We start from the raw sequence: 24,206 nt of genomic DNA, 5'->3' as shown, positions 1-24,206 counted from the left end.
TTTCTATTTGTTAGGTTTATTATATACTGAAGATTAATGTAAAAATCAGGCGATATTCAGTTTTTTTGGTGGACAGCCGTTCTATAATTTTATTTTAGGAATGAAAAAGTGGCATCGACAATTTGTGCCACTTTTCTTGCTTAGGGAGAACTTGAAATAAGTTGCACATGTTTTCTTATTCAACTATCGTACCCGTTAATTAAATTAAATTCCCTTTTTCATAACTACTGTTTTTACTGGAAAACCATTAGGATTTGTTACGACTTCTTCCTTACAAACAATGTATCCAACTGATTTGTATAACTGTATATTCTGTGGAATGGACATTCGAACTCTACACCATATTTCTGTCTTTCCATGTTCTTTTGCATAATTTTCAAGCCATGATAGCATAGACTTCGCTATTCCTCTTCCTCTTGCTTCGGGACAAACAGAAAGGCGGAAGAAATAAAGGGAATTCTTATCTGTTTTAAATCTCACAGAACCAAGTGGAACTCCATCCCCAAAGCAAAGCAAGGCTTTTTCGGAGCCGTTTTTTAATGACTCTTCAATGGAGCTTACAGTTTCATTAAGTGCACTTGATGGAACATCCATATTCCTATATTCCTCAAAGGCTAACACCATAATTTGATGAATCAAATGTGCATCTTCCGCATTTGCCAATCGAATCACAAAAATCCCCCCAAAATTTTGGATAATGCTGATTAGCTTCTATATGACTTCTTTGATTTAACTGCCTGTTAGCCATCTTAAAGCAAGCTTCACCACAGATGATGGAAGTTAATTCGTTCTTCCATGGGAGATATGCCGTATCTATACGGCACCATCAAAAGAATGAAAATATTAATTTTCAGAATAGTTAAATAAGCTTCTTTGCAAATCCAATGCTTTTTTGTTCATAACCCATATTAATATAAAATTGATGAGCAGTTAAACGTTCTGTACGATTTCCACTATTTACTCCAATACTGATAGCTCCTTGTCTTTTTGCCCAACTTTCTGCTTCTTCTATTAACTTTCTTCCTATACCTTTGCTACGATAGTTAGAATCTACAACTAAAGCTACGATTCTAACATAAGAACCATCCAATTCATAAAAAACCCCAGTACATAATCCAATCATTCCAACAACTTTTCCATCATATTCAGCAACTAAAGTATGATAGCTTGGGTTTGATTCAATATTACTAAATCTAATTCTCATCTGTTCAACAGAGGTTGGATAACCAAGTTGCTCCATTAAAGATGCTAATTCAGGAATATCATTAGAAGTAGCTTTTCTAATTTCCATACGATTCCTCCTTCATTTAATGTTATTATCGAATTATTTCCTCATTTCTAAATAGTTTTCCTTCTTAAAATAAACTACCCTGTTAGTTCAATAAAAAAAGCGATACCCTCTTGTTGAAGTATCGCACCCGTTAGCCAACCATAAAGCAAGCTTCACCACAGATGATGGAAGTTAATTCGCTCGAATAAAAGTTCAGCAACTAATTCTAAACCATCCAGTTTCTTTAGGAAAATCTTCACGAGTAATGTTTTTACCAGAAATTATTTGGCGATAGGAAGTAATCGTTCCATCGTGAGATAATACTATATAACCCCTTTCTCTTTGTAATTTTTTACACCTATTAATGAACTTTTCAGCTAATTTTCCAAATTCTCATTGTGTAAAACTCAACATCCTCACTCTGTTTTCATTTAAAATAAGGCTCTACCCTGAAATAACTGTGGATAACTTCTGCTGTGTTATTTCATTCATCGATGTGCCAATTATTATTGGCATGGATGTCTGTTAATGATAAATGTTGATATTTGATACCTTTCCAGAAACTTGTTATAATAAAATCAGAACAAATATTCGATAAGGTTGCAAAAGTAAGAAAAGTGTTTTGTGACTCATTAAAGTATATCGACAAACTATCGCATACAGATAAAGAACGAGTATTTCTATGAGGAAATAAATTATCAATTGAAATACTGATTTTGGAGGTATTGTATATGTATGTAACGATTGCAGATTTCATTAGAGAATGGAATTGGGAAGCAATGCTAACTCAAAAGGTTTTGGATGGTTTGACCGATGAATCGTTAAAACAAAAAGTTTACCCAGAAGGTCGTACTTTGGGAAGGATTGTGTGGCATTTTACAACAAATATTCCAGAATATTTAGCTCATTTCGGGTTGAAGATAGATAAAGTAGAAAATGCAGAAAGGGTTCCAACTTCAGCCAAAGAAATTGCTGAAACCTTTAAAAATGTAAGTTCTTATGCAGCCAAAGTCATTGAACAACAATGGACAGACGAATCTTTGAGGGAAGTGCAAAATGCATTCGGAAGGGAAGAAACAAATGCTCAAATTTTAATGGGACTAATCAAGCACATCGTTCATCATCGTGGGCAAGTTACAGTTCTTATGCGTCAAGCTGGAATCAAACCTTTTGGGGTTTATGGGCCATCAAAAGAAGATTGGATTCATTTAGGTGTGGAAAATCCACCGCTTTAATAATAATGTGCTAACGGGTGCGTTAGTTTAAAAGGAAAGGGAAACCCTTAGATATTGGGTTTCCCTTAATTTTACTATTCTCGCCAGCAAAATTTAACAGAGCCTAAAATAAAAAAGACCACCAGCTCCCAATAGGTGGTCTCAAAGTGAACCGATGGATATAATATTAGCTACTTTATAGTTTAACACAAAAAATGGAAAACCAAAAGGAGATGGGAAAATGGATATTGTTCCTGCCCCAAAAGCAAAAAAAATTACATATTCGCAATATGAACGATACACCCCCGAAAAATTAGAACTGGTACAAGGTGATTTGTTATGGAGCGAACAGGAACGCATCAATCTGCTGTTGTTACTTTTGTATAATGTAGGATTAGAAGCATTTCTTCAACACTTACCGGAAAAAACGATACAGGAATTAACTTCTTTGTTATCAAGCAATGAAAAAAAGTAGTACGCAAACAAGAGGATTAAAACGAACAAGAAAGAGAAATCCTTTGCAACCTCATACATCTGTTCATGATTGGGGCATAAAAGAAATCATAGACAAGATGGATAAAGCAATAGAAAAACTCTACAGAAGATTGTAACGAAAAGGAGTTGTGAACTTTTGTTACAAAACAACAATGAAAAAAAAGTGTTAAAAGTGAAAAAAACAGCTAAAAGAGTGTATGTACCTATGCCAACACCGAGTCCTCGTGAAGAACAGTTAAGAAAAGACACTCAATATTTGTTAAAGCTTCTAAAACAACTTCCAAAGATAATATGGTTGATTCGTTGTAAGTAGGAATAAGAAAAAATAGGAGGAATAAGAAAAAATGGGGTAAGTTTTGAACAGAAATGCAAAGAGTTATATGAAAAAGAAGTAGCTATTTATCGTGATGCAGAAATAACAATCAGGCATGACTACCTCGCACACGAAAACATTCGCATGCTTGATATATTTATCTTGATAGTCGCAATTGGTTCGATGATATTGATAAAATATAGATTAAATCAAGACAATGAAGTTGTAGGTCGTGAAGAATTCGTGCTGGGTCCTGGCTCTGCAGATGTTATTGTAGAATTACAAAACTGGTAAAACCCCTCAATATGAGGGGTTTTTTTAGAATTATTCTTCTTCTAATGCATCTAAGACGGAATAGAAGTCGTTAATCACGAATGTATGTTCGTTTCCATCATCAAAAAAAATTTCATTCTTGATACGGAAGCTGTCTTCTGTTTCCATTTCCGAACAGTATCTTCTTTCTTCACTTAACATCAGCCAACTCCCCCTCTTTATTTTCATTTTCTCTCCCATACACCTTTGCAAAAAGGGCATTCCCAGTGCGTAATCATATCAAGTTTCCTGTTATAAATCCCAATTTTCAGCCTGGAAAAATAAGGCGGTGAATAATGTTCTCTCAATCTGTAAGGAATTTTTTCTCCAATTAGGTCGGCTCCACAATGTGGACAATGTTCAATTAGTTTTTCTTCCATGCTCCCCCTCCTTCTGGAGACATTATACCATATAAAGGAAAGGAGGGAATAAGGAAAAACTATTTCGCTCATGTTGTGAACTTAAAATTAGTAGAGTACCGTTTGCTTACAGTCTTTCCTATCAGCTAAATATTGCACCTTGACATGTTCGATTTCCACAAACCTTTTGGAATTATCGTAACTGACCTTGAACTCTTTGTTTATTTATCTTCTCTTAACATTTTCACATCTTTTTCCTGTCCATTATTCCCTAAGTGAAACGGGATTTCTCCCATTTCTCTTGCAAATTTTTCGCATCCTAACTAAGTTCAGTAAAAACAGAGTCGTGCGATAAAGACAAGTAAAAGGCTTGAGAGAAAAGGATTTCTCCTTTTCCCTAAAACCTTTCCCCTACCCTTTTGCACCACTTTATTTCGATTTTGGCAGGATTTTTTTATTTTAGCAAGGTTTTATTTATACTCTAATATGTAAGGATAAGTAAGAATGGAAAAAGAATTTATTTCTTTACTATGAAGACATGAGCATGGGATATTAAACTTGATAAGTTAATACCCCATTAGCAACATTCGGTAAATTTTGTGATGTTATTTCGTAATTAATTTCAAAAGATTGACCAGCTTGAACCAACAAGAAACAAGGAAACGCCAAAGTTTCTTTTGGATTTATTTCATTAAAATGGAAAACCAAAACATATTTTCCATCTTCCTCATAAAATTCAAAATCAAATAAAACTTTCAAATAACTTCGAAACTCTTCTATTAATTCTTCTTCATTATAATATTTAAGATGATAGAGAATATTATCTAAAATTTTATATGGCCTATATGAATACGGTATTATCTTACTGTCCTTTTTATGTGTAAATGCCTTTTGAAGACAACTTCCAAACCCCGTAAAGTATTCAATAACATTTAAATCAGGTTGTTTCATATTGTTTGCTGTTAACAATCTTAGATTTTTAGGTAATTTAACTTTTACACGAATATTTCTATCGTGTTTTGTTCCAAAATTTCTTAATACAAGTGGAATACAATAAAAAGAATCCAAATATGAAAGCATTTCTAACATTGAACGAATTTCTTCTAATTTATCCTCATACTTAAGTAATAATTCATACTTGACCTTTTCTTCTTTATCACCAATTGTTTCTACATAAGCTGAACCAAACATTGGTGTAACACGTACACTTGGTTGTTTTAAATTTCCTACATAGAAAAACTCATCATTAAGCTCTACGCCTAAAAATTCACGAGATAAATATATTATGTTTTTTTTACGTTTTTCAGTAAATTCACAGTACGAATAATAGGGAAATCTAAGTGAACGACCTAAAATATTAGTATGTTCCTGCTCCTCTCGTTCCTTTCTTATAATTACCATTTCTTTGATTTTTTCATACAATGCAAAGGCTTCTTCTTTCTTTCTCAAGAAAAAACGTGATTTCGATAAAGATGTAGAATAAGCATTCATACTCGTTGAAAAAGGAATTTTGTCGAATAAATAGTATTCAATTTTTAAATCACTTTGCCGTAGTTCACCTTCCAACAAATAGTTGTAATTAACCCAATCTAAAAGCTGATTTTCAAAAGCTTCTCTTGAAATTTTCTCACCATTAGTAGAAAACCTCATGAATTGGTACGCTAATGACTTTGACATCAGTTCCAAGATAGTATGTGTAGGGTATTTCCCTTTATCAGATAGAAAACATCCAAGATACCTCATTATTTTAGATTCCAAAGCTTCCTGGTCATTATTTTCAAGCTGTATTTTTATTTTCTCCCCATACGTTTTTAATAGCGTAATTCCGTTCCAATCATCATCAGTTGCCCTATTCTCATTAATCCTATTGATAATTTTTTTAGTCGTATCACTGCATGTTCCAATAAGGATTAAACGATATTCAACAGCGTCAGGCACATCCTGAATGAGAGTTTGAAGCCAAGAAAGTATATTGGAGTGTGTAAAATTATTTTTTGAAGATTTTACTTGAACTACTTCAGGATTACTACTTTCATAAAACCAAGCAATGTCTACTTTATCGTTAGCTGTATCAGGTTCAATCTGAACATGAGTCCAGCTTTTTTCTACAAGAGAATTAATAACACATACAACTGCTTGCGCAAGATACCCCCAAGCTCCTTCTTTACCACCCATGCATTTGCCCCCATTCTATTGATTAATTTTATTTGAATTAAAGTTTTTGATTGCAAATTCTTTTCTAAACTCCTCAACCGCATCTAACAGTTTTTCATTTCTTACATGAACAACCCTATTACCGATTTTAAAGCCTTTTGCCTTTTTTAATTCCTTGATAAAACTAAGCTTTAGGTTTATTCTTATATCTCTCTCATACAAATGAATGAGAGAACTGTTTTCATTTTCTATAGACCTATACTCATCAACACTCGCTTTTTGCTCTTTTCGATACTTTTTGGCTTTGTTGTAAATCTCTCTAATCATACTCTCATTAAATTGATGATTAAAATAAATATTTTTATATGCGTTAACACATGAAAGAACATTTAATGCTTTGACATCTTTTTCGTCATTAATTAATACAACACTATCTTTTTTATTTCCAACTTTATAAGTGCTATCATCATAAAAAATAAGAAACATCTTTGGATTAATAGGTAAAAATAATTGCAATCCTTTTGTAGCGAATCCTACATTACTTCCATAGGGTTTTCGCTTCTCAAGAAACTGATTATATCTAATTACGGGGTTATCGGAAGTAATAAACAGACAATCTGTATTATTTACAATTAATTTGTATTTCAAATCAAAAGTTATAGGTATTATGCTTGCGACAATACTTAAAATAAACGCTGACGGGTTGGTATATTCTATAACAATTTTATCCAACTCATCTTTAACTCGTGGGTCATCTTTAAATATAGTTTTAACCATTTTATCTAATATTTCATTTTGTGTATCTGCCGAATATTCAGTTCTGACAGCTAAGAAAATCGTGAAAATCAGTAATACAATGTGACTTTCTGAGAGATATGTAGGCACATAGCATTCTTCTATAATCTTATTAAATATTTTGGATGCTTCTGTCTCTATTTTCCCTAATTCACTCTCTATTTCACCATCTTTACCATAAAAATAATCCTTGTATGCTTGGTTTTTCAAATCCCCATGTACTATAAATCTTTCTCTTTCCAAGTTGAATACTCCGATTGTTTTTTTATTTAAATTGTTAGAGAAGTTTTTTAAATAGAATCTCGGTACAAAATGTTGTTTTTTCTTTTCTGGCACAAGTTCCACCTCTTTTTAAATTTTAAAATTACGAACCATTTTTCAAAACAGTTTCTATTATAACTACTCAATTCTTTAAAAGGGCCTATCATCTTAAATTTTATTCCAATTACTCTTGTAGCTCCATACACGTTATATCTTGCATTTTCATTTCACGCTATTGTTTATTTTTTAGAAGACTTTCTTAAAGAAGATTATTGATGTCTTTGTTCAGCTAACGAACAGTATAGTTGAATAAACTTTATTTCTAAAGCTGAGAAAGGAGGTTAAATCTATGTTAGAATGGTTTCAAATTAATATATATAAAGTATGACTAAAGAAATTGTAGCATTTAAAATCAAAGGTAAAGTAAAGTTGAGTCAAAACTACCCAGTAGAACGGCAAAAATTTATTATTCAGCAATTAGAACAATTTACTAATGAAAATAACCAAAAAATTGCCTCTCTAATGAAAGAAAACCATAGAAAAATATTAACGAGTTCGGATTAGAAGTACAAAAATATAATTAGTATAACTATTCGTTAGGTAAATGGTGATGTAATTAGCGACAAAAAAACATTATCATTCGCAATAAAAAAGGCATTGTTTTTCTTAACAATGCCTTTTTACTTCAATTTTTATGTTAAACTAATATACTCGCGTTAGCAGGATTACTAAAACTAAAAATTAAATTGTTTTATTTATAATGTGTTGAATCCTTTCTGGAATTGATGTTTTTAATTCCTTCAAATATTCTGTCAAAAATTTAGGTAAAATTGTTAAATTATTTATATCATCAATTTTATGCCACTTAAATTTCAAAGTTTGTTTGCCTTCATATCCTTCAAAGCTATTTTGGTGATATAGTGAAGAGTTTTCTGGAAACTCTATTAGATAATAAAATTCAATACTTTGTTCTTTTTGATTGTTATATTCAAAAAAATTTTCTGCTACCCACAACAATTTCTTTATTTTAATTTCAATCCCCAATTCTTCTTTAAATTCTCTTTTTAATCCTTCTGTTGTTGCTTCAAACTCTACTCCACCACCAGGTAAAACCCAAAAATCATCCATCTTATGCAAGAGTATATGTTCATTATGCACCACAACTCCTGAAGCTCTAACTCTCGTTCTCAATAAAATATCTCCCCTTTATATAATCAATAATTATATCATTATTTTTCTTTTACTAACCTGCCCGTTAGCCAACCATGTCACATTTCACGGCACCATATAGAAGAAACTCTATTCTTCCATGGGAGTTGAATAACCTCCCCAAATATATTAACATAAAATCCACATAACCTTCAAAAAAATCATCCTATTTTGACAACAGGATGATTTATCTGAGATAAATAATATCACTCATCAACATAACAATCATTTTAACATATAAATTAGCAAAAATTTTAGCACATCAATTTTTTCATTGACAATCATAATTGTCATCCTGCCAATTAGTATGCTAATTTAGTTGCGATTTAATATACTAAAACCATAAAAATGTTGATATATCAATAAAAATAAAAGGCTCTTTTCTAAAAGATTGTTGCTAATAACTCAATAAATGTTTACCAAATTTTTTCAAAAATAATGGTATAATAAATCTGGGAGTGATGATTATGTTAAGGTTAATATTGGTAATCATAACGATACCCTTAGTAGTCATTCATTTCGCCATTCTATACTTTTGGGTTTTCGATTGGCGAAAATTGGTTACACAAGTAGGCTTAATAAGTTGGATTGCCTCAATTATATTGGGTATTCTCGTCTATTTTGCTTATCAAAAGTTCATTAGAAACCAAAAATTTACTGTTTTCAGTAGAAAAGTATTATTCAGTTCAACTTTAATGACCATCGTTTTAGCTGTTCTTACGTTAGTCATTGAAGTAATTACAAGGTCAATGCCTTAGAAGGGGATTGATTTATGCACTCCTTCTAATTGTTTCGACAGTTGTAAAATTTACTTGTTGGCAAGAGGCAAGGAACATTTCTTTCGCTTGTTCTTTTTTCGGTATCTTCTTATTCAATTCAAGAAAACGATGCCAGAATAAGTAGTTATCAAGGTATTTCGTTGCTACACCTTGAAACCTATCCATCCACTTTTTCAAACGAGTATGATACCCGTTGACGTGTTGAATATGGTAAATTCCTTTCTTCGTATAGACACCTTTGCGAACATTAATGGCTTCGTGTTGTAATCCCTTCATCGTAGCGAATTTTTTATAGTTGGTTGCTGTATCTGTGCATAGCAAAGCAGAGGTGTCAATATGTTTTCCTAACACCTCATCAATTTCCATAGCCGTAACACGACCTCTTCCTACCATTTGGGAAAGGATTTGTCCGTTTCTATCGTGTGCAACTACCACACAAATTTGTTCTTTAGAAATGCCACGTTTTTTGGCTACACCGCCACGTTTACGAGTCTTTCTGTGAGCGATGAACTTCTTGCCTTTTTCACTTTCTAAAAAGTAAGTTTCATCTCTTTCCACGATTCCCTTTAGTGTTGGATGACCAAGAGAACGAATCGCATATAGAATTTTGTGTCGCCAATAAAAGGCAGTTGAAATGTGAATATGAAGTTCTTCCGCTATCTTTGGCAATGTGTAGCCTTTCACCATCATCTCAAAGTATTTCAGCCATTTATGAGGGTATCTTGTTCCTGACAATGGGCTACCTGTCATATCGTTGAATGACTTCCCACAATCTTTACATAGATACCGTTGGCGAGAACGATATTTCCCATTACGTTTAACGGACATACTTCCACAGTGAACACACGCTAATCCTTTAGAAAAGCGAGTTTCACGAACCTCTCTGACCATTTTTGAAATGTCGGATTTTAGCTCTGGAAACAAGTCCTTTTTAATGGCTTTAAATAATTCCAACTGTTCTTTCTTTGGAAGTGTATAGAAGTCTTGGTAAACATCGTGCCAAGCCATTGCCATACGGAACACCCTTTCTACCTTTTATGACTCTATTGTACATTATGTCCTATATAGCAACAATCTATACGAAAATAACCAAATAAAAAGACCAATTCCTATGCGAATTGGTCTTAAAAATAGGTTGTTAAATATCTTTTTGTACTCCAAAACTGAACCCGTTAGAAAAATATCCCCCCCTTCTTTTGCTTGACAGAGGAAGGTCAAGAATATTTATTGTTAAACTAACGGAAATCGTTTGCGCAATAAGAAAAACAAAAGGTAAGCAAACATATTAAACATGACTAATATGTGCTTACCTTTATTTTTTAAGGATTTTTAGATTTCAGGTCTTGATAAGACAATAAACCACTTTTTTATTCTAAAATAAAGTTATAGAACAACTTTCCACTACAAAATGTGGATACTGCAAATTATTTGAATAAGCTATTTATCGGACTAAATTTTGCATGTCCTTGCTGAACCTCGTTGCTGAAAAGATTTACATACACTTTTGTCATTTCCAATGACGTATGCCCCAGTATTGCCTGTAATTGAAATGCATTTGCCCCATTTAACACACATAATTTAGCAAATGTATGGCGAAACGTATGTGGGGAACAGCGAACGTTCTTGATTCCTGCCTTTTTCCCATACTCTTTAATTCTGTCCTGTACTTGCTTTTTGCTGAGTGGCGTATCGTCACGGGTAATAAATAAATAATCAGTATCCACACTCCCTCTAACAGCTATATATTTTTTCAACTGATTAATCATTTTATCTTGAATAGGAACAAAACGTTCGAAACCCCCTTTTGTGTTTCGAATGCGGATGACTTTTTGTTCCCAAATGATATCCGTTGTTTTTATACCCACCAGTTCATTTACTCGAACTCCCGTTTCCAACAGCAACATCATAATCGTATAATCCCTTAAACCTACAAACGTACGAAGGTCGCATTCTTTAAATAAAGCCTTTATCTGCTGATTATCAAATGTTTCTACAATCCTTTTTCTATCCTTCAACAATTTGATGTCTTTCATCGGATTGCTTTTTATGAGATTTCGTCCTTCCAAAAAGTTAAAGAACGCCCTCATGGCTCGCAAACGGGAATTGATACTGACTGTCTTAAGACCTTTTTCTTTCATGTACATAATGACATTTCGCTTAATGGTTTCTCCTGTCCATTCACTTACACGCAACTCGATTTCTTGCTCTTTCAGCAGTTTTACAAATGCGTTTAACTCACTGCGATAATATTTAATCGTATGTTCCCGCAAATTTCTTAGTTCGCAATCCTCAATAAATATCTCTAACAATTCCTCAAATGTGTATTCAATTTCTCTGATATCGTCAGATATTAGCAACAACTCCTCACGACTCAACTCTCCTCTTCTTCCTCTCTTGCTCTTTCTCTGCAATTCTCTCTCATTTTCTATTCTTCCCACTTTCCATTTCACCTCACCGAACACGATTGTACGCACACGATTTTCTTTTCTCGAATCGTATTCGGTAAATAAAAAACAAGGGATTTCACTTACGTGAAACCCCTTGTCCCTAAAGCCTTTTCCCTATTTCGATGCCGATGGTGGGAGTCGAACCCACACGGGCAAAGCCCACACGATTTTGAGTCGTGCGCGTCTGCCAGTTCCGCCACATCGGCGTAAAGACATATATAATTTTACATTAAAAATAACATAAAGTCAACTGTTTATTTCATGCCGAGGGCCGGACTCGAACCGGCACGGTAGTTACCTACCCCAGGATTTTAAGTCCTGTGCGTCTGCCAATTCCGCCACCCCGGCTCTGCCATATATGGAGGCGGCACCCGGATTCGAACCGGGGATAAAGGTTTTGCAGACCTCTGCCTTACCACTTGGCTATGCCGCCGCAGGGAAGCGGAAGACGGGACTCGAACCCGCGACCCCCACCTTGGCAAGGTGGTGTTCTACCACTGAACTACTTCCGCATCGTGATCATGGCTGGGGTAGCTGGATTCGAACCAACGCATCACGGAGTCAAAGTCCGTTGCCTTACCGCTTGGCTATACCCCAAAAAAATAGAAGGAAGGGCGACTAGTGGGAATCGAACCCACGCATGCCAGAGCCACAATCTGGTGCGTTAACCACTTCGCCATAGTCGCCATACATATTTATTTTATGGCAGGGGCAGTAGGAATCGAACCCACACCGGAGGTTTTGGAGACCTCTGTTCTACCATTAAACTATGCCCCTAGTATAAAATGGAGGGGGACGGATTCGAACCGCCGAACCCAAAGGGAGCGGATTTACAGTCCGCCGCGTTTGGCCACTTCGCTACCCCTCCGTACCATGGTGCCGACTGCAGGACTTGAACCCGCAACCTACTGATTACGATTCAGTTGCTCTACCAATTGAGCTAAGTCGGCATAAGAAACATTGATATACCCTTAGTTTTTTGTGTCCCTTCCTCTGCTAGCTTATTCAATGATGTTAGATGTGTCGGGACAACTCGGAGCAAATTCATAGAAGCTTAAGCTCGTCTCTACCAGTTGAGCTAAGTTGCACATTAGCCAGAAAAACTTCAAACTTATTTAAAGAGTAAATGGTGGCTCGGGACGGAATCGAACCGCCGACACAAGGATTTTCAGTCCTTTGCTCTACCGACTGAGCTACCGAGCCATTTTTTAATTAGCATTAATTCCACTGTGGCGGTCCCGACGGGACTCGAACCCGCGATCTCCTGCGTGACAGGCAGGCATGTTAACCACTACACTACGGGACCAATATTGGTTGCGGGGGCAGGATTTGAACCTGCGACCTTCGGGTTATGAGCCCGACGAGCTACCGGACTGCTCCACCCCGCGACGATCATGGTGGAGGATGACGGGATCGAACCGCCGACCCCTTGCTTGTAAGGCAAGTGCTCTCCCAGCTGAGCTAATCCTCCACAAAAAGAAAGTGACCCGTACGGGATTCGAACCCGTGTTACCGCCGTGAAAGGGCGGTGTCTTAACCACTTGACCAACGGGCCATAGTAATTAATTAGTGGCGGAGAGCAAGGGATTCGAACCCTTGAGGCGCTATTCGCGCCTACACGATTTCCAATCGTGCTCCTTCGACCACTCGGACAGCTCTCCAAGATGGCTCCGCAGGCAGGATTCGAACCTGCGACCAATCGGTTAACAGCCGATTGCTCTACCACTGAGCTACTGCGGAATAATATGAAGGAGTTATGTAATAAATTAATTTCCTTGTTACAAACTTTTTCATTGATTGGACAAGTATTATTATAATGACCAATATTATCATGTCAAGAGTTTTTTTATTTATTTCATTCCCTCAAAACTAGATAACCGTCTGTTTGGAAGAAAGCCGTTTTGCGCAGGCGGCTTCCGCTTTTCCGTTGTCTAGCTCCGGTGTCTAGCTCTCTTGCGCCAAATAACCTTCTCCCTTGAGGTGCAAGCACCTCTACGGGCGAAGAACATTTGGCTTCGAGAGCTAAGCGCGGCACCTCCGCTTTTCGCTTTGTCCAGCTCCGGCTCGCAGCGCCTTGCGGAAAATAACCTTCCTCCGTCGACATGCAAGCATGTCTCGTCGGAAGAACATTTTCCTTTTGGCGCTAAGCGCTCGCCTCCACTTTTCGCTTTGGTTAAGTCCTCGATCGATTAGTATCCGTCAGCTCCACGTGTCGCCACGCTTCCACCTCGGACCTATCGACCTCGTCATCTTCGAGGGATCTTACTCGCTTGACGCGATGGGAAATCTCATCTTGAGGGGGGCTTCACGCTTAGATGCTTTCAGCGCTTATCCCTTCCGCACATAGCTACCCAGCGGTGCCCCTGGCGGGACAACTGGTACACCAGCGGTGCGTCCATCCCGGTCCTCTCGTACTAAGGACAGCTCCTCTCAAATTTCCTGCGCCCGCGACGGATAGGGACCGAACTGTCTCACGACGTTCTGAACCCAGCTCGCGTACCGCTTTAATGGGCGAACAGCCCAACCCTTGGGACCGACTACAGCCCCAGGATGCGATGAGCCGACATCGAGGTGCCAAACCTCCCCGTCGATGTGGACTCTTGGGGGAGATCAGCCTGTTATCCCCGGGGTAGCTTTTATCCGTTGAGCGATGGCCCTTCCATACGGAACCACCGGATCACTAAGCCCGACTTTCGTCCCTGCTCGACCTGTCCGTCTCGCAGTCAAGCTCCCTTGTGCCTTTGCACTCTACGAATGATTTCCAACCATTCTGAGGGAACCTTTGGGCGCCTCCGTTACCTTTTGGGAGGCGACCGCCCCAGTCAAACTGCCCACCTGACACTGTCTCCCACCCCGATAAGGGGTGCGGGTTAGAATTTCAATACCGCCAGGGTGGTATCCCACCGGCGCCTCCACCGAAGCTGGCGCTCCGGCTTCTCAGGCTCCCACCTATCCTGTACAAGCGATACCAAAATTCCATATCAGGCTGCAGTAAAGCTCCACGGGGTCTTTCCGTCCTGTCGCGGGTAACCTGCATCTTCACAGGTAGTATGATTTCACCGGGTCTCTCGTTGAGACAGTGCCCAAGTCGTTACACCTTTCGTGCGGGTCGGAACTTACCCGACAAGGAATTTCGCTACCTTAGGACCGTTATAGTTACGGCCGCCGTTTACTGGGGCTTCGGTTCGCACCTTCAGCCTTGCGGCTTAAGCGCTCCCCTTAACCTTCCAGCACCGGGCAGGTGTCAGCCCCTATACTTCGCCTTTCGGCTTCGCAGAGACCTGTGTTTTTGATAAACAGTCGCTTGGGCCTTTTCACTGCGGCTCTCTCGGGCTCATCACCCAAGAGAGCACCCCTTCTCCCGAAGTTACGGGGTCATTTTGCCGAGTTCCTTAACGAGAGTTCTCCCGCGCACCTTAGGATTCTCTCCTCGCCTACCTGTGTCGGTTTGCGGTACGGGCACCTCTCACCTCGCTAGAGGCTTTTCTTGGCAGTGTAGGATCGGGGACTTCGGGACCGATGGTCCCTTCGCCATCACGGCTCAGCCTTTGCGCCAGACGGATTTGCCTATCTGGCAGCCTAACCGCTTGGACAGGCTATTCCAGCAGCCTGCTCGCCCTACCTTCCTGCGTCCCCCCATTGCTCAAACGGTGAGGAGGTGGTACAGGAATCTCAACCTGTTGCCCATCACCTACGCCTTTCGGCCTCGGCTTAGGTCCCGACTAACCCTGAGCGGACGAACCTTCCTCAGGAAACCTTAGGCTTTCGGTGCAGAGGATTCTCACCTCTGTTTTCGCTACTCACACCGGCATTCTCACTTCTAAGCGCTCCACGAGTCCTTCCGGTCTCGCTTCGGCGCGCTTAGAACGCTCCCCTACCGATGACCAACGGTCATCCCACAGCTTCGGTGGCACGTTTAGCCCCGGTACATTTTCGGCGCAGAGTCACTCGACCAGTGAGCTATTACGCACTCTTTAAATGATGGCTGCTTCTAAGCCAACATCCTGGTTGTCTGGGCAACTCCACATCCTTTTCCACTTAACGTGCACTTTGGGACCTTAGCTGGTGGTCTGGGCTGTTTCCCTCTCGACCACGGATCTTATCACTCGTAGTCTGACTCCCAAGGATAAGTCATTGGCATTCGGAGTTTGACTGAGTTCGGTAACCCGATGAGGGCCCCTAGCTCAATCAGTGCTCTACCTCCAAGACTCTTCCCTTGAGGCTAGCCCTAAAGCTATTTCGGGGAGAACCAGCTATCTCCAGGTTCGATTGGCATTTCACCCCTACCCACACCTCATCCCCGCACTTTTCAACGTGCGTGGGTTCGGGCCTCCAGTAGGTGTTACCCTACCTTCACCCTGGACATGGGTAGATCACCTGGTTTCGGGTCTACGACGACGTACTTAACGCCCTATTCAGACTCGCTTTCGCTGCGGCTCCGTCTCTTCGACTTAACCTCGCACGTCATCGTAACTCGCCGGTTCATTCTACAAAAGGCACGCCATCACCCATAAACGGGCTCTGACTACTTGTAGGCACACGGTTTCAGGTTCTCTTTCACTCCCCTTCCGGGGTGCTTTTCACCTTTCCCTCACGGTACTGGTTCACTATCGGTCACTAGGGAGTATTTAGCCTTGGGAGATGGTCCTCCCTGCTTCCGACGGGATTCCCCGTGTCCCGCCGTACTCAGGATCCACTCGGGAGGGAACGAAGTTTCGACTACAGGGCTGTCACCTTCTCTGGCGGGCCTTTCCAGACCGCTTCGTCTACCCCGTTCCTTTGTAACTCCCATCATGAGTGGTCCTACAACCCCAAGAGGCAAGCCTCTTGGTTTGGGCTGTTCCCGTTTCGCTCGCCGCTACTCAGGGAATCGCGGTTGCTTTCTTCTCCTCCGGGTACTTAGATGTTTCAGTTCCCCGGGTGTGCCCTCCATACCCTATGGATTCAGGTATGGATACTGCCCCATTACGGGCAGTGGGTTTCCCCATTCGGACATCTCCGGATCAACGCTTGCTTACAGCTCCCCGAAGCGTTTCGGCGTTTGCCCCGTCCTTCATCGGCTCCTAGTGCCAAGGCATCCACCGTGCGCCCTTTCTAACTTAACCATGCGAAAACAGCTTCATGCTTGCCGCCTTCGCTTCTCGGCTTCTTCCTTTGTCTAGCTTCGGCGCCTAGCTCTCTTGTGCCAAATAACCTTCCCCCTCGAAGTGCAAGCACTTCTGCGGGTGAAGAACATTTGGCTTCGGGAGCTAACCGCGGCGCCTCCGCTTTTCTTTTCGGTTATCTAGTTTTCAAGGAACGAAGCTACTACTTTGAGTTCGCTTCTTTGCAGCTTTGTGCCGAGGAACCTAACTTCCTCGAACCTGCTTGTAGACGCAGGCACAAGACTAATTCTGACACAAAGCCTCTATTTTGAAAGAACATTAAACATGTTCCTTCAAAACTGAACAAGGCTACTGCCTTGCATCTGCTTCTCTGCTGCCTTGTGTCGAGGAATCCTGCTTCCTCGAATTCACTAGCAGACGCAGACACAAAGCACTTGAAGGAGTGAAATGCTCCCTCAAAACTGAACAAACCCGAAGCGTCCACTTCCGACTAGCCCATAAGGGCAGTCGCCTTCGCCTTTCATGTCATCCTTAGAAAGGAGGTGATCCAGCCGCACCTTCCGGTACGGCTACCTTGTTACGACTTCACCCCAATCACTTGCCCCACCTTCGGCGGCTGGCTCCCTTAAAGGGTTACCTCACCGACTTCGGGTGTTGCAAGCTCTCGTGGTGTGACGGGCGGTGTGTACAAGGCCCGGGAACGTATTCACCGCGGCATGCTGATCCGCGATTACTAGCGATTCCGGCTTCATGCAGGCGAGTTGCAGCCTGCAATCCGAACTGAGAGCGGCTTTTTGGGATTCGCTCCCCCTCGCGGGTTCGCAGCCCTTTGTACCGCCCATTGTAGCACGTGTGTAGCCCAGGTCATAAGGGGCATGATGATTTGACGTCATCCCCACCTTCCTCCGGTTTGTCACCGGCAGTCCCCCTAGAGTGCCCAACTGAATGCTGGCAACTAGGGGCGAGGGTTGCGCTCGTTGCGGGACTTAACCCAACATCTCACGACACGAGCTGACGACAACCATGCACCACCTGTCACCCTGTCCCCCCGAAGGGGGAACGCCCTGTCTCCAGGGTTGTCAGGGGATGTCAAGACCTGGTAAGGTTCTTCGCGTTGCTTCGAATTAAACCACATGCTCCACCGCTTGTGCGGGCCCCCGTCAATTCCTTTGAGTTTCAGCCTTGCGGCCGTACTCCCCAGGCGGAGTGCTTAACGCGTTAGCTACAGCACTAAAGGGTTTAACCCCTCTAACACTTAGCACTCATCGTTTACGGCGTGGACTACCAGGGTATCTAATCCTGTTTGCTCCCCACGCTTTCGCGCCTCAGCGTCAGTTACAGACCAGAGAGCCGCCTTCGCCACTGGTGTTCCTCCACATCTCTACGCATTTCACCGCTACACGTGGAATTCCGCTCTCCTCTTCTGCACTCAAGTCCCCCAGTTTCCAATGACCCTCCACGGTTGAGCCGTGGGCTTTCACATCAGACTTAAGGGACCGCCTGCGCGCGCTTTACGCCCAATAATTCCGGACAACGCTCGCCCCCTACGTATTACCGCGGCTGCTGGCACGTAGTTAGCCGGGGCTTTCTCGTTAGGTACCGTCACCGTACCGCCCTATTCGAACGGTACTTCTTCTTCCCTAACAACAGAGCTTTACGATCCGAAGACCTTCTTCGCTCACGCGGCGTCGCTCCGTCAGACTTTCGTCCATTGCGGAAGATTCCCTACTGCTGCCTCCCGTAGGAGTCTGGGCCGTGTCTCAGTCCCAGTGTGGCCGGTCACCCTCTCAGGCCGGCTACGCATCGTCGCCTTGGTGAGCCGTTACCTCACCAACTAGCTAATGCGCCGCGGGCCCATCCGTAAGTGGTAGCAAAAGCCACCTTTCAACCGAAGACCATGCAGTCTTCGGTGTTATCCGGTATTAGCCCCGGTTTCCCGGAGTTATCCCGGTCTTACGGGCAGGTTACCCACGTGTTACTCACCCGTCCGCCGCTAACCGAACAGAAGCAAGCTTCCGTTCGGTCCGCTCGACTTGCATGTATTAGGCACGCCGCCAGCGTTCGTCCTGAGCCAGGATCAAACTCTCCAAAAAGAAAGTTGATTGGCTTCTTTTCAGCTTCAGCGCCGACACCGCAAGGTGTCGCTCGCCTTCGCTTTTCTTACTGTCCAGCTCCGGCTCGCAACGCCTTTTGGAAAATAACCTTCCTCCGTCGACATGCAAGCATGTCTCGTCGGAAGAACATTTTCCTTTCGGCGTTAGGCGCTCGCCTTCGCTTTTCTATGTGGACGCTTCGTTTTGTTCAGTTTTCAAAGAACATTTGCTACTCAAAACAGCCTTTTAATAATATCACAGCGTTTTTTTATTGTCAACTAATTTTTTCGTTGTCAAGATTGTTCAATTAATTCATTAGCGACGCTATTTAATATAACACCTTAATCTAAAAAATGCAACCCCTTTTTTATATTTTTTTGTTCCCTCAAATTTATTTAAATGGTGCAATTAACTTTTTCGCAACAATCGAAATTGGAGATTCTCATTTCAACTGTTTACGATTACAACTTTAACCGAATTATTTATTGCAAATCAACTATACACCGCTTTATAACATAATAATTACACATATCTCATACATATAAATTAAATAATTATTGTCATTTTTCATCGATTCATTTGATAAAAAAACAAAACATCTTACTTTGAATTTACTAAATGATCCGATCTCCTCTCATGTTAATAATGTGGATAATTTGTGAATAACATGTGAATAACTTGTTGTTAAGGAGGAAAATATGATTAAAATTCAAGATACGATTGTGTATAACGACTTCCTAGCGGATTCTTCTCTTTCAAAAAAACAAGAAAAAATATTTGAAGCATTATTAAAATCACCAGAAACTTACGTATATAAAAACGAACATCAGCTTTTGTTTGAAATTATTTTGCGCGAGCGCATTATCGATGCGGCCATCTCGCTCGCAAAAAGCAAAGTAAGGTTTGCTATTTTTCGTTTTTCAAAATGCAATGAGCAATTTTGGATAAAAAATGAGTTGGGAGGTTTCCAATTAAAAGAAAGCGTGCTTCCCTCGGATGCGATAAACGATATTTTCATAAACAGCCATTTATACGCCTTTGAGTGCGCTACCGCCATCGTTATCGTGTTTTACAAGGCAGTATTAGATGTTATGGATAAACAGACATTTAATAGGCTGTTTTCCAATCTCTTATTATACGATTGGCATGTCGATCAAGACTTAGGGATAAAAACAAAAAAGGGAGAAGACTATCTCCCAGGCGACTGTCTTTATTTTAAAAACCCTGAATTCGATCCGCAAACGCCGCAGTGGCAGGGAGAAAATACGATCTATTTAGGAAACGACCTGCATTACGGGCATGGAATCGGGATTAAAACGTCAGAAGGAATCATCGCCGCTTTAAATAAAAAAAGGAAAAAAGACGCTACAAAATCAGCCTACTTGCTTCCGCAAACGACAAGAGTCGATTTTATTTATTTATCTCAGTTTTCTAGCAACCCCGGAGGCTATCGTCTTCCCATTAACAAGAAATATTTCATTACCGGGGCGCTCGGGTCAGCTACTTTCTTGTATTGGTAGCGACCCTTTTCGATTTTCTCCCCACAAATATGTTCCGATTCCTGTTAAAATGAAAATCCCCCCCATCAACTGGGACGGTCGAATAATCTCTCCAAGCAAAAAGTAAGCTAATATTGTTGCACCGACTGGCTCAAATAAAATGCTCATCGAAATGGTTGCAGCACTTACCCATTTTACCGACCAGTTCATCAGTGAATGTCCGAGCAACGTCGGCACAATCGCCAGCAAAATAAAGCAAATCCAATCTATTTTTCTATATGAAAACAACGGAAATTGAAAAGCAAGCACATAAAGAAAGAGCGTGAAAGAACTAATTCCGTATACAATATATGTATATGTCATTAATGACAGGCGTTTTCGTAACTCTTGACCAAACAGCCAATACCCTGTTACCATTGCACATGCCAAAAGCGCTAGTATATCACCAAATAATGCTTTACCGCTAATTCGGAAGTCACCCCAACTAATGATAATGCTTCCAACGATAGCTAATAATGCGCTAAGAAACGCTCCTGCTGTCAATCGTTCTTTAAAAAAGACATATCCGCCAATAAATGCAAACAACGGTTGTAACGTTACAAGTACAACCGAACTCGTTACAGAAGTATAGTTCAATGACTCAAACCAAAGAATAAAATGAAACGCTAAGAGCACACCAGAGATGATGGAAAATATCCAATCTCGTTTCGAGATCACTTTTAATTCGGAAACATATTTCATAAAAAGTGGTGTCATGAATAGCACAGTAAAAAACAAACGATAAAATGCAATGACGGAGGCAGGAGCATGCGCCCATTTCACAAGAATGGCGGAAGTAGATACAGAGATTGCTCCGACAAACAATGCTAAGTATGGTTTCCATAAACTTGATGATTTCATTGTCCATCCCCTTATAAGCATTTTATCATGATTATACCACTACACAAACAGAAGAGGTGATCATATATGAACTTAGATCCTTTTATCAAACTAGGAATATCAGCTATATTAGGAATGATTATCGGATTAGAGAGAGAATTAAAACGCAAACCCGTTGGTCTAAAGACATGTTTAGTAATTTCTATTTCCAGCTGCTTATTAACCATTGTATCGATTGAATCCGCTTATGTATTTCCTCTAAAAAATCATATTACGATGGATCCACTCCGCCTTGCCGCTCAAATTGTCTCAGGAGTCGGATTTCTCGGGGCAGGAGTCATTTTACGACGCGGCAACGATAGTATTTCTGGGCTGACAACCGCTGCGATCATTTGGGGAGCGGCTGGCATCGGCATCGCAGTCGGTGCCGGATTTTATTTGGAATCTGCATTTGGCGTTGCGCTATTAATTGTGAGTGTTGAGCTAATTCCTGTTATAATCAGCTTTTTTGGACCAAAACAATTGCGAGAAAAAGAAATTCTTCTACAAATCACCGTTGCGGATGCAAAAAATATTGCCGACGTAATTCACAAACTCAAATCGCAAAATATCGATATTAAGACAATGCGTATTAAAGACTTAGACGACAACCATCATTTAATTAAACTAAAAGCATCTGTTGACCAAAAACGCGCCGCTGCCGACGTCTACTATGCCATTCGCACCATTGATTCGATCGTCCATATTGATATAGAAAGCGCCTAATCCTTCTAAACAAAAATTAGATAAAATTGTATTGCATTTCAAAAAAGGCGTATATATAATAAAAATGGACAATAATATTCCGTGAAAATGGGGCATTAGCTCAGTTGGGAGAGCGTCGTGCTGGCAGCGCGAAGGTCACCGGTTCGAACCCGGTATGCTCCATTCGAGAAACCCTTGCGTGGCAAGGGTTTTTCCTTTTTATCTAGATAGGGGGGCATTTTTATTTAGCAATAATCTTTTAGAAAACAGCCAATAAAAAAGCACCCGGCAAACATCATGAATCAGCTTGTCTGCAAAATCGACCAGCCGATCCCTTGCATGGCAAGGGCTTTCTTTTTTACATTATATAAGCAAAAAGGGCGATCATATATAAAACACGCATTGACTCATTGAAGGAGGAAAGAAACAGATGAGAAAGTTAGCAAGTTTGCTGACAGCTGCTTTATCCATTCTCTTTTTTCCAACCAGTAGCTTCGCCCATCCAGGCGCTCTGGACGAACTCGGCGGACATTTCCGCAATTCAGACTGCGTATACTTGCTGCATGAACCGACAGCGCTTGCCATGCAGGCCAAAAATAAAGCAGAGCTTGTCCAATTAGTCAAAAAATACAATAGCAACGCCAAGTGCACCCGACAGCTGACGGTGGATAAAATTGACCTAGAAGGGCATACGCTGAGCGGAGTCCCTGCAACGAAATCAAGTTCGTCGGCCACATTGCGATTAGGAAAAAAATATCCTGCAACATTAGTAGAGTGCATTGATGGAGATACAGCAAAGTTTATCGTCAATGGACGCGAATATACAACCCGCTTTCTATTCATCGATACCCCAGAAAGCACGATCGAAGTCGAGCCGTATGGAAAAGAAGCAAGCCAATTTACTTGTTCCCGCTTAAAACAAGGAAACATTACATTGGAAACTGACGGCAGCACTCTGTTTGATAAGTATCATCGTTTGCTCGCTTGGGTGTGGGTAGGAAACAAATTGCTGCAAGAAGAAGTGGCCAAAGCAGGACTGGTCGAAGATTTTTACGATTACGGGGATTATAAATACGAAAGCCGAATCCGCGACGCTATGGCGGAGGCGAAACGAAACGGTGCGGGAATGTATGGCCGTTCATCCGCGCAAAAACCTGATTCCTCCCGTCAGCAGCAAACAGCGGAAGAAAAAACGGAAAGCAAAAAAACAACACCCGCATCAAACTCACCGGCACAAGAAAATGAAGAGCAGCACGATGATCAGCAAAAACAGCACGATGCAGAGTCCGACAAAACAAATTCATTCCTTTACTTGATCATTGGCGCAGTTGCGATTATCATTATTTACGCTTTCGCCCGCAAATAATAGATACGGCTATATGCAGCGGCCTGCCCCGAACGAACAAAAGGAGCTAATGACTAGCTCCTTTTGTTTCATAATGACTACCGGGACCTGTTACTGCTCCGGCAGCAACTCTTCAATCACCGATTGCTCGGACAAATGAGCCGCTGTGGAGAAAGAAGCGCCATTTAGCCGCTTAAAGCCATATTTCTCTAACCTCTCTATTTGCTCTTCCGTCAAGTCATTATAAGCAATCACCGAAGGGGTTCCTGATGACTTATAAATTAAATTGCCTGTTACCGGACATTGAAACGCATCAGCGACAAATCCTTCCCCGTCTTGAATCGTAAATAAGCGAACCGGCATCACATCCATATATTTCCCTCTTTCTACGGTGTATTTCTTTATTACAATTGTCCAATCCCACCGTATTCTATACAATTCTTTTGCCAACAATGATCAAATCCCGTTCGATCCCTTCTAGCTCCGCAACCTTCGGGAGATGCCCCCATGTTTCAAAGCCAAAGCGGGCAAAAAGCCGCAAGCTTGGCTCATTATGCGCAAAAATAAACCCTAAAAGCGTTTTTATCTCCAAACTCGGCGCTTCCTCAATCGCTTTTTGAAGAAGCTGTGTGCCAATTCCTCTTCCCCGATATGCCTCGGAAATATAAATGCTAATTTCTGCCGTATGACGATATGCCGGCCGCCCATAAAACGACTGAAAACTAAGCCATGCGCACACATGGCCGTCCAGCTCCACAACCCAGATCGGACGCGTATGCGGATCGTGCGCGAAAAACCATGCTTCCCTGCTCTCAACAGTCACTGGTTCGAGATCTGCTGTTACCATTCTTGTCGGAACCGTTTCATTGTATATCTGAACGATTGCTGGTAAATCTTCTCTGTTTGCATTTCGAATCATCGTATCTCCACCTT

The 24,206-nt window shown here is 40.9% G+C and carries 18 protein-coding genes, 17 tRNA genes and 2 rRNA genes; 6 read left to right on the top strand and 31 right to left on the bottom strand.

All coding sequences use genetic code 11. The features are described from left to right. Positions 1-204: 204 nt before the first annotated feature. A complete protein-coding gene (locus tag QSJ37_RS12035; RefSeq protein WP_352177144.1) occupies positions 205-672 on the bottom strand; it encodes a GNAT family N-acetyltransferase in 468 nt (155 codons plus the stop codon). Between the two features lie 187 nt (positions 673-859). Further along, positions 860-1,291: a GNAT family N-acetyltransferase gene (locus QSJ37_RS12030; RefSeq protein WP_023633403.1), complete on the bottom strand. Its 432-nt coding sequence runs from the start codon at positions 1,289-1,291 to the stop codon at positions 860-862. A gap of 710 nt (positions 1,292-2,001) precedes the next feature. On the opposite strand from QSJ37_RS12030, the gene QSJ37_RS12025 reads away from it, so the two are divergent. Together QSJ37_RS12025 and QSJ37_RS12020 are read left to right on the top strand one after the other, a co-directional pair. Further along, a complete protein-coding gene (locus QSJ37_RS12025) occupies positions 2,002-2,505 on the top strand; it encodes a DinB family protein (protein WP_285755351.1) in 504 nt (167 codons plus the stop codon). Between the two features lie 220 nt (positions 2,506-2,725). Further along, a complete protein-coding gene (locus tag QSJ37_RS12020; protein ID WP_285755350.1) occupies positions 2,726-2,959 on the top strand; it encodes a hypothetical protein in 234 nt (77 codons plus the stop codon). 657 nt (positions 2,960-3,616) lie between these two features. On the opposite strand, the gene QSJ37_RS12015 is transcribed toward QSJ37_RS12020, so the two are convergent. The 26 genes from QSJ37_RS12015 to QSJ37_RS11890 form a co-directional block, all read right to left on the bottom strand. Next, the gene (locus QSJ37_RS12015; protein ID WP_285755348.1) at positions 3,617-3,766 is read right to left on the bottom strand and encodes a hypothetical protein; all 150 of its coding nucleotides are present in this window, start codon (positions 3,764-3,766) and stop codon (positions 3,617-3,619) included. Between the two features lie 23 nt (positions 3,767-3,789). Then, positions 3,790-3,984, bottom strand: a complete 195-nt coding sequence (locus QSJ37_RS12010) for a hypothetical protein (RefSeq protein ID WP_285755347.1) — start codon at positions 3,982-3,984, stop codon at positions 3,790-3,792. A gap of 531 nt (positions 3,985-4,515) precedes the next feature. Continuing rightward, the gene (locus QSJ37_RS12005) at positions 4,516-6,138 is read right to left on the bottom strand and encodes a hypothetical protein (protein WP_285755345.1); all 1,623 of its coding nucleotides are present in this window, start codon (positions 6,136-6,138) and stop codon (positions 4,516-4,518) included. Positions 6,139-6,153: 15 nt separating this feature from the next. Then, on the bottom strand, positions 6,154-7,248 hold the full coding sequence (locus tag QSJ37_RS12000) for a DUF4238 domain-containing protein (protein WP_285755344.1): 1,095 nt from the start codon (positions 7,246-7,248) through the stop codon (positions 6,154-6,156). 666 nt (positions 7,249-7,914) lie between these two features. Beyond that, entirely contained in the window at positions 7,915-8,364 is a 450-nt protein-coding gene (locus QSJ37_RS11995) for an NUDIX hydrolase (protein ID WP_285755343.1), read from the bottom strand. Positions 8,365-9,152: 788 nt separating this feature from the next. Then, complete coding sequence (locus QSJ37_RS11990; RefSeq protein ID WP_285755341.1) at positions 9,153-10,175, bottom strand: IS1595-like element ISBsm2 family transposase; 1,023 nt, start codon at positions 10,173-10,175, stop codon at positions 9,153-9,155. 410 nt (positions 10,176-10,585) lie between these two features. Next, positions 10,586-11,599 (bottom strand): tyrosine-type recombinase/integrase, encoded by a 1,014-nt coding sequence (locus QSJ37_RS11985; RefSeq protein ID WP_050572333.1) that lies wholly within the window; start codon positions 11,597-11,599, stop codon positions 10,586-10,588. A 132-nt stretch (positions 11,600-11,731) separates the two neighbouring features. Further along, a tRNA-Leu gene (locus QSJ37_RS11980) sits at positions 11,732-11,814 on the bottom strand. A gap of 56 nt (positions 11,815-11,870) precedes the next feature. Beyond that, a tRNA-Leu gene (locus QSJ37_RS11975) sits at positions 11,871-11,956 on the bottom strand. An 11-nt stretch (positions 11,957-11,967) separates the two neighbouring features. Then, positions 11,968-12,041: transfer RNA gene (locus tag QSJ37_RS11970), tRNA-Cys, on the bottom strand. 7 nt (positions 12,042-12,048) lie between these two features. After that, positions 12,049-12,120: transfer RNA gene (locus QSJ37_RS11965), tRNA-Gly, on the bottom strand. Positions 12,121-12,130: 10 nt separating this feature from the next. After that, positions 12,131-12,205: transfer RNA gene (locus tag QSJ37_RS11960), tRNA-Gln, on the bottom strand. A 16-nt stretch (positions 12,206-12,221) separates the two neighbouring features. Next, positions 12,222-12,294, bottom strand: a tRNA-His gene (locus QSJ37_RS11955). Positions 12,295-12,311: 17 nt separating this feature from the next. Further along, positions 12,312-12,385, bottom strand: a tRNA-Trp gene (locus tag QSJ37_RS11950). Between the two features lie 9 nt (positions 12,386-12,394). Continuing rightward, a tRNA-Tyr gene (locus QSJ37_RS11945) sits at positions 12,395-12,476 on the bottom strand. A gap of 6 nt (positions 12,477-12,482) precedes the next feature. Further along, a tRNA-Thr gene (locus QSJ37_RS11940) sits at positions 12,483-12,558 on the bottom strand. Between the two features lie 177 nt (positions 12,559-12,735). Continuing rightward, positions 12,736-12,811: transfer RNA gene (locus tag QSJ37_RS11935), tRNA-Phe, on the bottom strand. Between the two features lie 27 nt (positions 12,812-12,838). Further along, positions 12,839-12,914, bottom strand: a tRNA-Asp gene (locus tag QSJ37_RS11930). Between the two features lie 5 nt (positions 12,915-12,919). After that, a tRNA-Met gene (locus QSJ37_RS11925) sits at positions 12,920-12,996 on the bottom strand. Between the two features lie 7 nt (positions 12,997-13,003). After that, a tRNA-Val gene (locus QSJ37_RS11920) sits at positions 13,004-13,079 on the bottom strand. Between the two features lie 12 nt (positions 13,080-13,091). Continuing rightward, positions 13,092-13,163 (bottom strand) — tRNA-Glu (locus QSJ37_RS11915). Positions 13,164-13,178: 15 nt separating this feature from the next. Continuing rightward, positions 13,179-13,269: transfer RNA gene (locus tag QSJ37_RS11910), tRNA-Ser, on the bottom strand. Between the two features lie 4 nt (positions 13,270-13,273). Further along, positions 13,274-13,348 (bottom strand) — tRNA-Asn (locus QSJ37_RS11905). 115 nt (positions 13,349-13,463) lie between these two features. After that, entirely contained in the window at positions 13,464-13,712 is a 249-nt protein-coding gene (locus QSJ37_RS11900) for a hypothetical protein (RefSeq protein ID WP_285755339.1), read from the bottom strand. A 65-nt stretch (positions 13,713-13,777) separates the two neighbouring features. Next, positions 13,778-16,713 (bottom strand): 23S ribosomal RNA (locus tag QSJ37_RS11895). A 535-nt stretch (positions 16,714-17,248) separates the two neighbouring features. Then, positions 17,249-18,806, bottom strand: a 16S ribosomal RNA gene (locus QSJ37_RS11890). The 16S and 23S rRNA genes sit together here, the layout of an rRNA operon. 698 nt (positions 18,807-19,504) lie before the next feature. Between QSJ37_RS11890 and QSJ37_RS11885 the strand changes: the two genes are divergently transcribed. Then, positions 19,505-20,326, top strand: a complete 822-nt coding sequence (locus QSJ37_RS11885) for a protein-glutamine gamma-glutamyltransferase (RefSeq protein WP_285755338.1) — start codon at positions 19,505-19,507, stop codon at positions 20,324-20,326. Here the strand turns inward: QSJ37_RS11885 and QSJ37_RS11880 are convergent. Beyond that, positions 20,303-21,205: a DMT family transporter gene (locus tag QSJ37_RS11880; RefSeq protein WP_285755336.1), complete on the bottom strand. Its 903-nt coding sequence runs from the start codon at positions 21,203-21,205 to the stop codon at positions 20,303-20,305. The two genes, QSJ37_RS11885 and QSJ37_RS11880, sit on opposite strands and share 24 nt — an antisense overlap. Before the next feature lie 66 nt (positions 21,206-21,271). On the opposite strand from QSJ37_RS11880, the gene QSJ37_RS11875 reads away from it, so the two are divergent. The 3 genes from QSJ37_RS11875 (at position 21,272) to QSJ37_RS11865 (ending at position 23,294) form a co-directional block, all read left to right on the top strand. Further along, complete coding sequence (locus QSJ37_RS11875; RefSeq protein WP_285755335.1) at positions 21,272-21,949, top strand: MgtC/SapB family protein; 678 nt, start codon at positions 21,272-21,274, stop codon at positions 21,947-21,949. Between the two features lie 89 nt (positions 21,950-22,038). Further along, positions 22,039-22,111: transfer RNA gene (locus QSJ37_RS11870), tRNA-Ala, on the top strand. 247 nt (positions 22,112-22,358) lie between these two features. After that, positions 22,359-23,294, top strand: a complete 936-nt coding sequence (locus QSJ37_RS11865) for a thermonuclease family protein (RefSeq protein WP_285755333.1) — start codon at positions 22,359-22,361, stop codon at positions 23,292-23,294. A 90-nt stretch (positions 23,295-23,384) separates the two neighbouring features. Here the strand turns inward: QSJ37_RS11865 and QSJ37_RS11860 are convergent, their stop codons facing one another. Both QSJ37_RS11860 and QSJ37_RS11855 read right to left on the bottom strand, forming a co-directional pair. After that, positions 23,385-23,645 carry a hypothetical protein gene (locus tag QSJ37_RS11860; protein ID WP_015864926.1) on the bottom strand — a complete coding sequence of 87 codons (261 nt, stop codon included), beginning with the start codon at positions 23,643-23,645 and terminating at the stop codon, positions 23,385-23,387. A 58-nt stretch (positions 23,646-23,703) separates the two neighbouring features. Next, positions 23,704-24,192, bottom strand: coding sequence for a GNAT family N-acetyltransferase (locus tag QSJ37_RS11855; protein WP_285755332.1), 489 nt, complete (start codon positions 24,190-24,192; stop codon positions 23,704-23,706). Positions 24,193-24,206 lie beyond the last annotated feature (14 nt).

Origin of the sequence: Parageobacillus sp. G301, from assembly GCF_030268025.1 — a bacterium.
Lineage (GTDB): Bacteria > Bacillota > Bacilli > Bacillales > Anoxybacillaceae > Parageobacillus_B > Parageobacillus_B toebii.
Note: the sequence above shows the minus strand (reverse complement) of the source record. Positions and strands in the feature narration are given on the sequence as shown.

What these genes read in the sequence shown, in the direction of transcription:
- QSJ37_RS12030 (WP_023633403.1), bottom strand. Translation starts at nt 1,291, where the DNA reads ATGGAAATTAGAAAAGCTACTTCTAATGATATTCCTGAATTAGCATCT.
- QSJ37_RS12025 (WP_285755351.1), top strand. Translation starts at nt 2,002, where the DNA reads ATGTATGTAACGATTGCAGATTTCATTAGAGAATGGAATTGGGAAGCA.
- QSJ37_RS12020 (WP_285755350.1), top strand. Translation starts at nt 2,726, where the DNA reads ATGGATATTGTTCCTGCCCCAAAAGCAAAAAAAATTACATATTCGCAA.
- QSJ37_RS12015 (WP_285755348.1), bottom strand. Translation starts at nt 3,766, where the DNA reads ATGTTAAGTGAAGAAAGAAGATACTGTTCGGAAATGGAAACAGAAGAC.
- QSJ37_RS12010 (WP_285755347.1), bottom strand. Translation starts at nt 3,984, where the DNA reads ATGGAAGAAAAACTAATTGAACATTGTCCACATTGTGGAGCCGACCTA.
- QSJ37_RS12005 (WP_285755345.1), bottom strand. Translation starts at nt 6,138, where the DNA reads ATGGGTGGTAAAGAAGGAGCTTGGGGGTATCTTGCGCAAGCAGTTGTA.
- QSJ37_RS11990 (WP_285755341.1), bottom strand. Translation starts at nt 10,175, where the DNA reads ATGGCAATGGCTTGGCACGATGTTTACCAAGACTTCTATACACTTCCA.
- QSJ37_RS11900 (WP_285755339.1), bottom strand. Translation starts at nt 13,712, where the DNA reads ATGTCGACGGAGGAAGGTTATTTTCCGCAAGGCGCTGCGAGCCGGAGC.
- QSJ37_RS11885 (WP_285755338.1), top strand. Translation starts at nt 19,505, where the DNA reads ATGATTAAAATTCAAGATACGATTGTGTATAACGACTTCCTAGCGGAT.
- QSJ37_RS11880 (WP_285755336.1), bottom strand. Translation starts at nt 21,205, where the DNA reads ATGAAATCATCAAGTTTATGGAAACCATACTTAGCATTGTTTGTCGGA.
- QSJ37_RS11875 (WP_285755335.1), top strand. Translation starts at nt 21,272, where the DNA reads ATGAACTTAGATCCTTTTATCAAACTAGGAATATCAGCTATATTAGGA.
- QSJ37_RS11865 (WP_285755333.1), top strand. Translation starts at nt 22,359, where the DNA reads ATGAGAAAGTTAGCAAGTTTGCTGACAGCTGCTTTATCCATTCTCTTT.
- QSJ37_RS11860 (WP_015864926.1), bottom strand. Translation starts at nt 23,645, where the DNA reads ATGGATGTGATGCCGGTTCGCTTATTTACGATTCAAGACGGGGAAGGA.
- QSJ37_RS11855 (WP_285755332.1), bottom strand. Translation starts at nt 24,192, where the DNA reads ATGATTCGAAATGCAAACAGAGAAGATTTACCAGCAATCGTTCAGATA.